This is a genomic window from Algihabitans albus, from assembly GCF_003572205.1.
GTDB classification, from domain to species: Bacteria; Pseudomonadota; Alphaproteobacteria; order Kiloniellales; family DSM-21159; genus Algihabitans; species Algihabitans albus.
Genome location: NZ_QXNY01000006.1, coordinates 380,951 through 392,713, shown reverse-complemented (window position 1 = coordinate 392,713; position 11,763 = coordinate 380,951). Strand labels below are relative to the sequence as shown.

General features: G+C 66.8%; 11 protein-coding genes. 5 read left to right on the top strand and 6 right to left on the bottom strand.

Annotation, left to right across the window (positions count from 1 at the left end):
* The first annotated feature begins 24 nt into the window (after nt 1-24).
* The 5 genes from DBZ32_RS18585 to DBZ32_RS18565 all read left to right on the top strand — a co-directional run bounded on the left by DBZ32_RS18585 (nt 25) and on the right by DBZ32_RS18565 (nt 5,884).
* Nucleotides 25-1,029 carry a TRAP transporter substrate-binding protein gene (locus DBZ32_RS18585; RefSeq protein ID WP_119168728.1) on the top strand — a complete coding sequence of 335 codons (1,005 nt, stop codon included), beginning with the start codon at nt 25-27 and terminating at the stop codon, nt 1,027-1,029.
* Nucleotides 1,030-1,158: 129 nt separating this feature from the next.
* Nucleotides 1,159-1,692 (top strand): TRAP transporter small permease, encoded by a 534-nt coding sequence (locus DBZ32_RS18580; RefSeq protein WP_119168727.1) that lies wholly within the window; start codon nt 1,159-1,161, stop codon nt 1,690-1,692.
* Complete coding sequence (locus tag DBZ32_RS18575; protein ID WP_119168726.1) at nt 1,689-2,978, top strand: TRAP transporter large permease; 1,290 nt, start codon at nt 1,689-1,691, stop codon at nt 2,976-2,978. Before DBZ32_RS18580 ends, DBZ32_RS18575 begins: the two co-directional genes overlap by 4 nt.
* Before the next feature lie 40 nt (nt 2,979-3,018).
* Complete coding sequence (locus DBZ32_RS18570; RefSeq protein ID WP_119168891.1) at nt 3,019-4,611, top strand: N-acyl-D-amino-acid deacylase family protein; 1,593 nt, start codon at nt 3,019-3,021, stop codon at nt 4,609-4,611.
* 25 nt (nt 4,612-4,636) lie between these two features.
* On the top strand, nt 4,637-5,884 hold the full coding sequence (locus DBZ32_RS18565) for an NAD(P)/FAD-dependent oxidoreductase (RefSeq protein WP_119168725.1): 1,248 nt from the start codon (nt 4,637-4,639) through the stop codon (nt 5,882-5,884).
* A 44-nt stretch (nt 5,885-5,928) separates the two neighbouring features.
* Here DBZ32_RS18565 and DBZ32_RS18560 read toward each other — a convergent pair whose 3' ends face one another.
* The 6 genes from DBZ32_RS18560 to DBZ32_RS18535 all read right to left on the bottom strand — a co-directional run bounded on the left by DBZ32_RS18560 (nt 5,929) and on the right by DBZ32_RS18535 (nt 11,546).
* Nucleotides 5,929-6,633, bottom strand: coding sequence for a hypothetical protein (locus tag DBZ32_RS18560; RefSeq protein WP_119168724.1), 705 nt, complete (start codon nt 6,631-6,633; stop codon nt 5,929-5,931).
* Nucleotides 6,634-6,636: 3 nt separating this feature from the next.
* Nucleotides 6,637-7,920, bottom strand: coding sequence for a hydroxymethylglutaryl-CoA reductase, degradative (locus DBZ32_RS18555; RefSeq protein ID WP_119168723.1), 1,284 nt, complete (start codon nt 7,918-7,920; stop codon nt 6,637-6,639).
* A gap of 41 nt (nt 7,921-7,961) precedes the next feature.
* Entirely contained in the window at nt 7,962-9,278 is a 1,317-nt protein-coding gene (locus tag DBZ32_RS18550) for a TRAP transporter large permease (RefSeq protein WP_119168722.1), read from the bottom strand.
* Nucleotides 9,275-9,838 (bottom strand): TRAP transporter small permease subunit, encoded by a 564-nt coding sequence (locus tag DBZ32_RS18545; RefSeq protein WP_208539296.1) that lies wholly within the window; start codon nt 9,836-9,838, stop codon nt 9,275-9,277. The genes DBZ32_RS18550 and DBZ32_RS18545 overlap by 4 nt, the downstream gene beginning before the upstream one ends.
* Before the next feature lie 69 nt (nt 9,839-9,907).
* Nucleotides 9,908-10,924: a TRAP transporter substrate-binding protein DctP gene (dctP, locus tag DBZ32_RS18540; protein WP_119168721.1), complete on the bottom strand. Its 1,017-nt coding sequence runs from the start codon at nt 10,922-10,924 to the stop codon at nt 9,908-9,910.
* 61 nt (nt 10,925-10,985) lie between these two features.
* Nucleotides 10,986-11,546, bottom strand: a complete 561-nt coding sequence (locus tag DBZ32_RS18535; RefSeq protein WP_119168720.1) for a helix-turn-helix domain-containing protein — start codon at nt 11,544-11,546, stop codon at nt 10,986-10,988.
* Between the last annotated feature and the right edge of the window lie 217 nt (nt 11,547-11,763).

Genomic DNA, 11,763 nt, shown 5'->3' with positions numbered 1-11,763 from the left:
GCACGTTCGCGGGAGGCAAAAAACATGACCACATCGCTTACACGACGGACGGCCGTCACGATCCTGGGCGCCGGCGTCGCCCTGGCGGCCCTGACAGGTCCGGCCCTGGCTCAAACGACCATGAATCTCGGTTGGGGCACGCCGCTGGACTCGAACAACGGCGTCTTCGCGAAGAAGTTCGCGGAGCTGGTCGACAGCTACACGAACGGCGAAATCGAGGTGAAGCTCCGTCCCTCGGGGCAGATCTCCAGCGAGGACGATGCCTTCAAGGCGATCCAGCTCGGCACGGTCGACAGCTACCTCATCTCGCAGAACAACATCTCGCCGCACTTCGGCATGATGGACGTCTTCGTGCTGCCCTACGTGTTCCGCAGCCGCGATCATGCGATCGCCGTACTGGACGGCGAGGTGGGCAGTTTCATCCAGGACGAACTGCTGGAGCAGACCGGCGTCCATCTGCTCTCCTTCAACAACGTCGAACATCGCGACCTCTACAACAGCGTGCGCCCGATCGAGACCTTCGAGGACTTCGGCGGCCTCAAGTACCGGGTGCCAAAGAACGAGGTGATGATCGAAACCTTCCGCGCCTTCGGCGCCGAGCCGGTGCCGCTGGCCTGGTCGGAAACGCCGACGGCCCTGCAGACCGGCACCATCGACGGCGGCGACAACGGCACCAGCGTGATCCTGGACATGAAGTTCTACGAGTTCGCCGACAATCTGGCGATCCTGGAGCACTTCTCGGGCTTCACGCCGCTGCTGGTCAGCGACCGCTTCATGTCGCGCATCGACGAGGAGCAGGCCGAGGCCCTGCGCCGGGCCGCCACCGAGGCTCAGGACCACCAGCGCGCGATCATGAAAGACGAGATTCAGAAGGTGCGGGACGCTCTGGCCGGTCATGGGATGAATGTCACCTATCCGGAAAAGGGTCCCTTCATCGAGGCCGCCGAGAGCGTGCAGAACAAGTTCGCGGACGAGAAGGGCGAAGCCTTCCGCGACCTGCTGGTTCGCATTCGCGAAACCGAGGGCTGAGGCGCAAAACGGCCGGCTGGCGGAGCGCGCCCGGGAGGCGCCCCCGCCGGCCGGCCCCTTATCCAGCAATCCCTTTCTTCAGGGGAGGCCGTACGCGGCGCCCTCCTCCTGCCAGTGGTGCCTCTAGCCATGAGACTGCTTCTCGATCGTGCCGAAGAGATCGTCGCACAGGCCGCCCTCTGTCTGATCGCCGTCTGCGTCTTCGCGCAGGTGGTCAGCCGCTACGTCTTCAGCACCGCCATCACCTGGACCGAGGAGCTGGCGGGTTTCGCGATGGTCTGGGCGGTCTATATGGGCGCCGCCGTGGCGGTACGGGACCGTTTCCACATCCGCATCCTCTTCGCCGTCGAGGCCCTACCCCGCCCCCTGGCCCTGGCAGCGATCCTGCTCGGCGACCTGCTCTGGATGGGCTTCTGCACGCTGATGCTGGTGGTTGGCTGGGAATACATCTCGCTGCTGTGGCAGCGCGAGTTCATCTCACCTTCGCTCGGCATCGACCAGAAGTGGCCGCAGAGCATCGTCATCATCGGCTACGTCGCGATCATGCTGCGCGCGGCCCAGCTATACGTGCGCTGGTTCGCGGGCGGCCGCGTCGGTTTGCCCGGCATCACGCCTCCATCGCATGACGAAGCCCTTCGGAAAGATGGGGCCGGCACCCAATGAGCGCGTCCCTGATCGTCGTTCTCTGCTTCGTCGGCTTCACGTTGCTCGGCATGCCACTGTTCGCGGCGGTCGGTCTGACGACGGCCGTTGCGCTGGTTCTGATCGACATTCCGGTCACCCTGCTGGCGCAGAACGCCTTCACGGCCCTGCAGCCCTTTCCGCTGCTGACGATTCCCCTTTTCATCCTGGCTGGACGTCTGATGGAGACCGGCGGCATGGCGTCGCGGATGATCGCCATCGCCCAGTCCCTGGTGGGCGCCTACCGCGGCAGCATGTCGATGGTCACGATCTTCGGCTGCGCGCTCTTCGCCGCCCTCTCCGGCTCCGGCCCCGCGACCACGGCGGCGATCGGCAGCGTCACCATTCCGGAGATGGTGCGCCAGGGCTACCGGCCGCGCTTCGCCGCCGCCGTGGCCGCCTCGGCCGGCGCCCTGGGCAGCATGATTCCGCCCAGCAACCTGATGATCATCTATTGCCTAGTGGCGGAGGAATCGATCCCGCGCATGTTTCTCGCGGGCTTCGTCCCAGGCGTATCGGTCGCGCTGATGCTGATGGTGACGGCCTACGTAATCTCGGTGCGACGCGGCTACGGCTCCACAGGAGACCGCTTCTCCTTCCGTCCGCTGCTGCAGGCGCTCTGGCGCGGGAAATGGGCCGTCTTCGCGCCTATTCTCATCCTCGGCGGGATCTACGGCGGGGTCTTCACACCGACCGAAGCCGCTTCGGTGGCGGTCTTCTATGCCCTTTTCATCGGCGTCTTCGTCTATCGCGAGCTGACCTGGGATCGCTTCGCCGAAGCTCTGAAGTTCACCGCGCTGATGAGCGGTATCCTGATCATCATCGCGCCTTCGCTCGCCTTCGGACAGGTACTCGCCTTCTACGACATGCCGCAGGCGGTGCAGGCTTTTCTGGACACCGTGGCCGCCAACCCCTTCTGGGTCATGGTCATCGTCGGCCTGATCCTGATCGCGGTCGGCACCTTCATGGAGTCCCTCGCGCAGATCATCCTCTTCACCCCGATCTTCCTGCCCGGTCTGGTGGCGATGGGCGTCGATCCCATCGTCTTCGGCATCTTCATGGTGATGAGCTGCGAGATCGGTTTCCTGACTCCGCCCCTGGGCGGCAATCTCAACGTCGCCGCGCGGCTGACCAACATCTCCATCGAACAGGTTTCCATCGGCGTCCTGCCCTTCATCCTGCCCTACATGGTGATGATGCTGGTGATGATCGTCTTCCCGGAGATCATCACCTTCCTACCCGATCTGGTCTATGGGCCGCGCCTGTGAGGGAGACGAGCGGAAAACAGAGAACCGGGAGACACGCGTCATGATCGACACGCTGCTGCTCAATGGCCGAGTGATCGACGGCACCGGTAGCCCTGCCGTCGTCGCGGACGTCGGGATCGCCGAGGGCCGCATCGTCGCGGTCGGCGATCTGGCCGAGGCCGAGGCGCCCAACCGGATCGACGTAACCGGCCTGACGGTGACGCCGGGCTTCATCGACATCCACACCCACTCCGACGCCGTTCTGCTGGCCGACGGCAAAGCCGACAGCCAGGTGATGCAGGGCGTCACGACCGAACTGGCCGGCCAGTGCGGCTACAGCTTCGCCCCGGTGGGCGACGCGCGGCGCATGGAGCGCTGGATGGTCGGGCGGTTGCCCGGCGTGGAGGTGACTTGGCAGTCCTTCGGCGGCTATCTCGACGCGCTGGAAAGCAAGGCGCTGGGGTTGAACGTCATGGGGCTGGTCGGCCACGGCGCGATTCGCGGCGCGGTCCTGGGCGATGAGGTGCGCCCGCCGACCGAAGACGATCTGGACCGCATGGCGGACCTGGTCGCAGAGTCTCTGGACGAGGGTGCCTGGGGCCTCTCCACCGGACTGGAGTACTGGCCCGGCCTGGGCGCCACCGCCAGCGAGTTGACGCGGCTCTGCCGGGTGGTGGCCGAGCGCGACGGCTTCCATGCCTCGCATGTGCGCAACAGGGACATCCACTACGATCTGGGCTTCACCGAGGTACTGTCGGTCGGCCGGGTCGCCGGCGTACGGACCCAGATCTCCCACATCCAGCCGAAGTACGGGCGGCCGGATCATGCGATGACTCATGCCCTGGAGATGATCGATCAGGCGCGCGCGGTCGGACTGGACGTCGCCTTCGACGTCATCCCGCACGAATGGTCCCATACCGGCGTTGCCGCCATCCTGCCGGCCTGGGCGCGCGAAGGCGGCGTCGAGCGGCTGCTCGAACGGCTTCGGGATCCCGAGGCACGCAGGCGCATGAAGGCCAACCCGGCCCCCATGTGGCGGCTGGTGCTCGACGGCCGTTGGGATCTCATCCACTTCCTGCGGGCGAACGACCCCGAGATTCTCGGCCGGACCGTCGCGGATGTCGCGGCCGAGCGCGGCACCGCGCCCTACGATACCGTTCTCGACCTGTTGCTGGAGGCCGGCGAGAACGCGCTGCACATGCTTTGGACCTCCAAGAGCTTCTTCGAGGAGGACCTGCGGCTCTGTCTCGTCCGTCCCGACTGTGGCGTCATGTCGGATACCTTGGCGCTCAGTCGGCGCGGCCCAACCGGCAGCCTCATTGGCTCCCTGGCCGGCTACGGTTGGGCCGCGCGTTTTCTAGAACACTACGTGCGGAACCTGGAGCTGATGTCTCTGGAGGAGGCGATCCGGCGGGTGACCAGCTTCCCCGCGGAGCGGATCGGGATCGCCGACCGGGGCGTTCTGCGGCCCGGGGCGGCAGCCGACATCGCCGTCTTCGACTACGACAAGGTGACCTACAGCGGCACCCTCGAAGATCCCCGGCAGCATCCGCGCGGCTTCGTCCACGTGCTGGTCAACGGCCGCTTCGCCATGCAGGACGGTCAGAGGACGGACCAGGACGCCGGCGAGGTTCTGCGCAGCCCGGCCTCATGACGGAGCGCCGCTGGGCCGGCAAGGGATGAGCGGCCGGACCGCCATCGTGATCGGTGCCGGGATCGTCGGTCTCGCCACGGCCCGCGCCCTGCAGACGGCGGGCCACAGACCCCTGCTGATCGATCCGGAAAAGCCGGGCAGCCAGACTTCTTACGGCAACGCCGGGCTGATCGCCGGCTCGGCCGTGGTGCCGGAAGCCCGGCCGGGACTGTTCCGCCGCCTGCCGCGCCTGCTGCTGGATCCGGACGGACCGCTGGCGATCCGCCCGCGCCACCTGCCCAACCTGCTACGCTACGGCTACCACGTGGCGCGGGCGGCGCGGCCGGCGGAGGTGGAGCGCATCTCCCAGGCGATGGCGGCCCTCACCCTACCCGCCTACGACCGCTGGATGGATCTGCTGGAGGATCTGCCCGACGCGCGGCGGCTGTTCCGCCGCGACGGCTGCCTTTACCTCTACCGCTCGCAGGAGGAACGCGCGGGCGCGGCTGCGGCGAATGCGCTGCGCCGCCGGCGCGGGATGATTCTGGACGACGTGAACCAGGCCGAGTTGCGGCAACTCGCGCCGGGCCTGGCCCTGCAGTCGGACCATGCGGTTCTGTCGCGAGATAGCGGCCAAGTGACCTCGCCCTGGCGCCTCAGTCAGCATCTCGCCGCGGCCCTGACCGACGCAGGCGCGGAGTTTCTCCCTGAACGGGCGATCGCTGTCGAAGGACGGGGAAGCCGCCTGTCCGCCGTCGTGACGGAGACGGGCCGGCACCCCTGCGATCTCGTCGTCCTGGCAGCCGGTGCCCGCTCCCGTCCGCTGGCGCGCAAGCTCGGCCTCTCGGTCCCGCTGGACAGCGAGCGCGGCTACCACCTCGACCTTCCGCTCGACCCGGCCGGTCTGCGGTTGCCGGCCCTTGTGCCATCGCTCGGCGTCGCCGTCACTCCCCTGGACGACGGCATCAGGGTCGCCGGCCTGGTCGAGTTCGCCGGCTTGGAAGCGCCACCCGCCGAAGCCTTCTTCACACGGCTGGAGCGGCGGGCGCAGCTCCTCTTCAGGATCTCGGATTTCAGCCGCGCGAAACGCTGGATGGGCCAGCGCCCCTCCCTGCCCGACGGCCTGCCGATCCTCGGCCGCGCGCCGCGCTTCGAGAACGCCTGGCTGGCTTTCGGCCACGGCCAGATGGGCCTGACGCAAGCAGCGGCGACTGGCCTGCTGATCCGCGATCTGATCGAGGGCCGCGCGCCGGGGATCGATATGACACCCTATGCCGGCGAGCGGTTTAGCTAGCACCTCCGCACCCGGGCGACGTCTCTTGGGTGTCCCGCGCCGGCCTAGAGGCGCCCATAGCGAAGCAGCCGGCGCGCGTCGCCGAGGAAGCGCCGGGCATAGACGAGCCCGCCCAGCAGCAGGCACGCCAGTAAGATCAGCTTCACCCCGGCGCCGAAGAAGATGCCGGCCGGCGTCTCCGCCTCCGGCAAGGTGCGCAGCAGCGCTTCCGTTTCCGGCGCCGCCTCGCCCGCGACCCAGGCACTCACGGTCTCGCGTAGGCTGCGCCGTTCGATCTCCAGGCCGTAGCGGCCGGCGAGCGCGTTCAGGATCGTCTCGACGGCCCGTTGCCGCTCGTCGCGCATGACGAGAAAGAGGTGGGCCTGCAGCAAAGCGCCGCTCAGGTCGGAGTCGTCGAAGACCGCAGCCACCTGACGGGCGACCAGGCGGGGGTTGCCGTCGCTTCCAAGCCCTCGCGCCTCGGCCAGCGCCCCCGCGGCGGCGGCCGGTCGCGGCGCCGTCTGCAGGAGCCAATCCTGCAAGGTCCGGGTCAGCGCCGAGGCCTTTGGCTCGCCCTTGGCGACCGCGATGGAGAGTTCCGTCAGTTCGGTGGCCACATCGCGCAGGGCAAGCGCGCGCTCCGCTTGGGCAACGCTCCGGATACCGCCCTGCAGGCACACCCCGGCCAGCGCAAGCATGACCAGCGTCATCAGCAGGTAAAGCGCCGCGCTCAGCCGTGGCAGTGGAACGGGGCGGGTGTCCGCGGCCACGGATCAGGCCTTGCCGCCGCGCAGCTCGGCCAGCAGCCGCTCGGCGATGTCGACACGCACCTTGCCCATCTCCTTCAGCTTCGCGGCGACAAGCTCGACTTCCTCGCCGAGGGCGCCCGCCATGGCCGCGATATTCTTGGCGTGCAGCGACATATGTCCCTTCTGCACGCCGGTCGTCGCCAGCACCTTCAGCGCCGCGAAGTTCTGCGCCAGGCCCACGGCGGCGATCACACGCGCCAGCTCGTCCGCCTTGGAAACGCCCATGATCTTGAGAGCGGTCTGGGCGGTCGGGTGGATCTTCGTCGCACCGCCGACCAAGCCGACGGCCATGGGCATCTCCAGCAGGCCGACCAGATTGCCTTCCGCGTCCCCTTCCCATCGTGTCAGGCTGCGGTAGCGGCCGCTGCGCGCCGCGAAGGCATGCGCGCCGGCCTCGATGGCGCGCGTGTCGTTGCCGCTGGCCATCACCACGGCGGTCACGCCGTTCATGATGCCCTTGTTGTGGGTGGCGGCCCGATAGGGGTCGGCATCCGCGAACCTGAAGGCCGAGAGCATGCCGTCGCGCACCTCCGCGCCGCCGATGTTCTCCAGCTTCCAGACGCCCCGCGCACGGACCAGACGCCGGTCGGCGAGGTTCGAGAGAATCCGGAGGAGCACCCGACCGCCGGTCCAGGCCTCGATCCGCGGCCCCACCGCCTCCGCCATGGAATTGACGGCATTGGCGCCCATGGCGTCGCCGGTATCGACGATCAGGTGGGTGATCACCATCGGACCGTCGTCGGTTTCAAGCACGCGGACTTCCAGGTCGCGGAACCCGCCGCCGAACTTCAGCAGGACGGGATCGGTCTCGTCGCAGATCGCCTTGATCTCCTCCCGCCGTTCCAGGATCTTGAAGCGTGCGTTTTCCGGGTCGCTGACGCCCAGGAGCTGCACCTGCGCGATCATCAGCGGCCCGCTGCTCGAGGTCGCGATCCCGCCGGCCGAGCGGCATTGCTTGGCCGCATTGCAGACCGCCGCCACGACCGAGCTTTCCTCCGTCGCCATCGGCACCAGGATTTCACGGCCGTCGACGATCAGGTTGGTGGCGACGCCGACGGGGATATTCATCGTCCCGACGACGTTCTCGATCATGCGGTCCGCCGTCTCGACCTCCAGGTTTCCGGTGTTGGAGAGCTGCGCGATCGCGGCTTCGTCGAGATCGGTCAACTCGGCCAGCCTGGCGATGCGCGCCTCGACCGACATGGAATGGAAACCGGGAATTCGGGAGGTGATGTTCGTCTTGCTCATGGGCTCTCTTGTCGGTTGCTCGTCGTTTTCGGGAAGGCGCGTCACCGTGCCATCATCTGCTGAGGCAGCCAGAGCACCAGCTCCGGCCAGACGATGCAGATGAGCAGGCCGGTGACCTGCAGGAGAAAGAAGGGCACGATGGCCCGGTAGATCGTCTCCATGCCGATGGAAGGCGGCACCACGCCCTTCAGGTAGAAAAGGGTGTAGCCGAAGGGCGGCGTGATGTAGGCCATCTGGGCCGAGATCAGAAAGACGATGCCGAACCACAGCGGGTCGAACTCGAGAAACTCGATGATCGGCAGAAAGACGGGAACACACAGCAGAATGATCCCGATCTCGTCGAGAAACATGCCGAGAAAAACCAGGATCAGCATCATCACGAGCAGGATCACGTAGCGGTCGGCCTCCAGCGCCTCGATCTGCGCCAGCATGAAGTCGGCGCCGCCGGTGCCGGTGAAGATGGCGACGAAGGCCTTCGCCCCGATGGTGATCCAGAGGATCATGGCCGAGACCTTCAGCGTATCGAAGGCGGCCCGTCCCAGCATCTGTGCATCCAGGCGCCGTTGAGTCGCGGCCGAGATGACCGCTCCGGCCACGCCGACCGCCGCGGCCTCGGTCGGCGTGGCAATGCCGAGGTAGATGCTGCCGAGCACGCCGAAGATGATCAGGCTGGGAATGATCAGCGCCTCGAGCGACCGCAGGCGCGTCCCCCAATCGACGTTGTCCGCCGTCGCGCCGGTCGGCGCGAGCCCCGGCTGCAGCAGGGTCCGGATCACGATGTAGGCGATATAGAGACCGGCCAACAACAGACCGGGCACGACCCCGCCGATGAACATCTGGCCCACGGAGATCTGCGCCGTAACGGCATAGACGATGGTGATGACGGAGGGCGGAATGAGAATGCCCAATGTGCCGCCGGCACAGATCGTGCCCAGCGCGAGGCGCTGGTCGTAGCCCCGCTTGAGCATGGAGGGCAGGGCCAGGATGCCCATGGCCGCCACGGCTGCCCCGACGATGCCGGTCATGGCCGCCATGATGGTGCAGATCACGACGGTCCCGACCGCGAGACCGCCCGGCAGCCGCACGAACCACAGCTCCATCGCCCGGTAAAGCGCATCGATGATACCGCTGCGCTGCAGGACCGCCGCCATCATCACGTAGAGCGGGATCGCCAGCAGCACTTCCGACGACATGGTGTCGAAGGTCTGCAGCACGGTCACCACCAGGGCCTGCGAGCCCCAGAGGGTGACGGTGAAGAACAGCGCCAGGGCGCCGAGAGCGAAGGCGAGCGGCAGGCCGGTCAGGATCAGCAGGACCAGACCGACGAACATCGCGAGCAGAACGAGTTCGGAGCTCATGGGCCGGTGCCGCCCGTGACCAAGTCCTCGGCCGGCGCGGCCGGTGCGGGCGCCGGATCGGGACGGCCCAGCACGCGGAACAGGGCGCGCAGCCATTCCGCCACGGCCTGTGCGATCAGCAGGGCAAAGGCGAGCGGCATGACGGCCTTTGCCGGCCAGATCTCCGGATTCCAGGCGGAGGTCGAGGTCTCCCGATGCTCCCAGGAGGCCAGCGCCAGGGGCAAGCTGTGACTCAGCAGCACCCAACCGAAATAGACGATGATGGGGACAGTCAGCAGATCGACGATCTTCGCCGTTCGCTCGGGCAGCTTGCCATAGACGATGTCGACGTTCACATGGCCGCCGATATGCAGCAGATAGGGCCCAGCCAGCAGAAAGTACGGCCCCAGCAACAGCCGGGCCATTTCCATGGCCCAGACCGTGGGCGCGTCGAAGGCGTAGCGGGCGATCACCTCGTAGCAGATCACCGTCACCATGATCGCGATCAGGCCCGTTGCCGCGATCATGATCCAACGATTCAGTGCGGTGATGCCGCGACAGTAGAGAGCGAGGAAGAACACCGGGGAGCTATCCCATAAAGCCGGAGGCGGCGGAGTGCCGTTCGGCACCCCGCCGCCGGACCGTCCGCGCTAGAGCAGGCCGAGCTGGCGCATGAAGTCGATCTGGCTCTCCAGAATCCGGTTCGCCAGTTCGTCGTCGCCCGCCGCCGCGCGCCAGGCCTCGACCGCCGTGGGGCGAGCGGCCTGAACGTCCTCATCGTCCAGGCGCAGGACCTCGATACCCGCATCCTGGAACTCCGCGAGGGCGATCTGGTCCTGCACGAGAATGTGCTGACGCAGCGCGCCGGAGACTTCACGCGCCGCCAACTCCAGGGCGGCCTGATAGCTGCGCGGAAGCGCATCCCAGGCCTCCTGGTTGGCGACGTAGGCGGTCGCCGTCACCGGCTGATGCACGCCGGGCAGAACCACGTAGTCCGCCACCTCGGCCAGGCCGGCCTCGAGATTCGCGGTGAGGTCGCCACGATCGGCGAAGTCGATCACACCCCGCTCGAGCGCGGAGTAGACCTCGCCCGTCGCCATCGGCGTGACCGCCACGTCGAAGGCCGCCATGACCTGACCGGCCAGGCCGACGAAACGGCCCTTCTGACCCGCCATGTCGGCAATCGACTCGATCGGGAAGGTGGAGTGAATCGGCTCCTCCCCATAGACGCTCGGCGCGACGTAGTGGAGGCCGTAGTCGTCGTAGGCGTCGCGCGCCAGCTCCAGACCGTCCAACTCGTAGAACCAGGCCTCCATCTGATCCGGCGTCTCGAAACCGAAGGGTACGGTGCTGGTGAAGTAGAAGGCGGGGACCGTGCCCGCCTCATAGCCGTCGAAGGTCTTCATCATCTCGAAGGCCCCCGATTGCACCGCCTCGAAGGCCTCGGCCGCCGGGACGATCTGGCCGCCCGAGAAGAGACGGATCTGAAAGTTGCCGTCGGTCAGCTCGGCCACCCGCGCGACGAACCGCTCTTCGAACTTCTGCGGCGTCGTGTTGGCGTCCCATAGGGACTGCATGCGCCAAGACACCGCGTCCTGAGCGACCGCAGCACCGGCGGCGCCCGACAGGCCGGCGAAGACCGCGGCCGTGACGACCCATTTACGCATCTAGAGACTCCTCCCACTTTCATTGGGACCGCCGGGTCGTTCGCGAGCCCGGCGCGTCCGGTCAATCCCCGCTCTTTTCCGGGGGAACGATAACGGCCAGAGCCGTGGCGGGTTCTCCGCCATGGGCCAGGCCCCTGTGCTGGATCGCGGCGTCGAAATAGATCGCATCACCGGTCTCCAGAATCAGTTCTGTGCCGCCGTAGACGAAACGGACCCTGCCGGTCAGCACGAAGAACAGTTCCTCGCCCGCATGGCTGAACAGCTCCGGCGGCTCGTCGATGGGCGGCAGCGTGACGACGAAGCACTCGGTCCGACGCTCCGCCTTGCCGTGGTTGATCAGTTCGTAGAGATAGCCGTGCTCGCCGCCGTCGCGATTGAGCGCCAGTCGCTCCGCGACACGCACGACCGAGATCTTGTCCGAACCGCCGGTGTCCAGCAGTTGAGACAAGGGTGCGCCGTAGGCCTGGCTGGTCCGGTTGAGAACGGCAATCGAGGGACTCGCGAGATCGTTCTCGATCCGCGACAGATAGCCCTTCGTGATGTCGATCTTCCGCGCCGCGGCTTCGAGACTCAAGCCGAGCGACCCGCGCCAGCGGCGCAGGCGCTGTCCGAGCGTTGCCATCCCTACCCCATGTTTCGTTGCGGCCGGTTTCCGGCTCGTTTGGGTTTTCTCGTCGTTTCCTAATGATAAACTTATAAGCAACAACAGCGTCAACAGGAAGCTCCAGCGCGGATTTCAACGCCGGGTTTCAAAGCGGAACTTCAACGCAGTTGTGATGAAAGCCGTCTTGCGCAGGGGTCGGGTAACTGCATAATAAACTGTATACAGTTTTGCGCAC

Coding starts and splice junctions, on each gene's coding strand:
- DBZ32_RS18585 (WP_119168728.1), top strand. CDS start 25: ATGACCACATCGCTTACACGACGGACGGCCGTCACGATCCTGGGCGCC.
- DBZ32_RS18580 (WP_119168727.1), top strand. CDS start 1,159: ATGAGACTGCTTCTCGATCGTGCCGAAGAGATCGTCGCACAGGCCGCC.
- DBZ32_RS18575 (WP_119168726.1), top strand. CDS start 1,689: ATGAGCGCGTCCCTGATCGTCGTTCTCTGCTTCGTCGGCTTCACGTTG.
- DBZ32_RS18570 (WP_119168891.1), top strand. CDS start 3,019: ATGATCGACACGCTGCTGCTCAATGGCCGAGTGATCGACGGCACCGGT.
- DBZ32_RS18565 (WP_119168725.1), top strand. CDS start 4,637: ATGAGCGGCCGGACCGCCATCGTGATCGGTGCCGGGATCGTCGGTCTC.
- DBZ32_RS18555 (WP_119168723.1), bottom strand. CDS start 7,920: ATGAGCAAGACGAACATCACCTCCCGAATTCCCGGTTTCCATTCCATG.
- DBZ32_RS18550 (WP_119168722.1), bottom strand. CDS start 9,278: ATGAGCTCCGAACTCGTTCTGCTCGCGATGTTCGTCGGTCTGGTCCTG.
- dctP (WP_119168721.1), bottom strand. CDS start 10,924: ATGCGTAAATGGGTCGTCACGGCCGCGGTCTTCGCCGGCCTGTCGGGC.
- DBZ32_RS18535 (WP_119168720.1), bottom strand. CDS start 11,546: ATGGCAACGCTCGGACAGCGCCTGCGCCGCTGGCGCGGGTCGCTCGGC.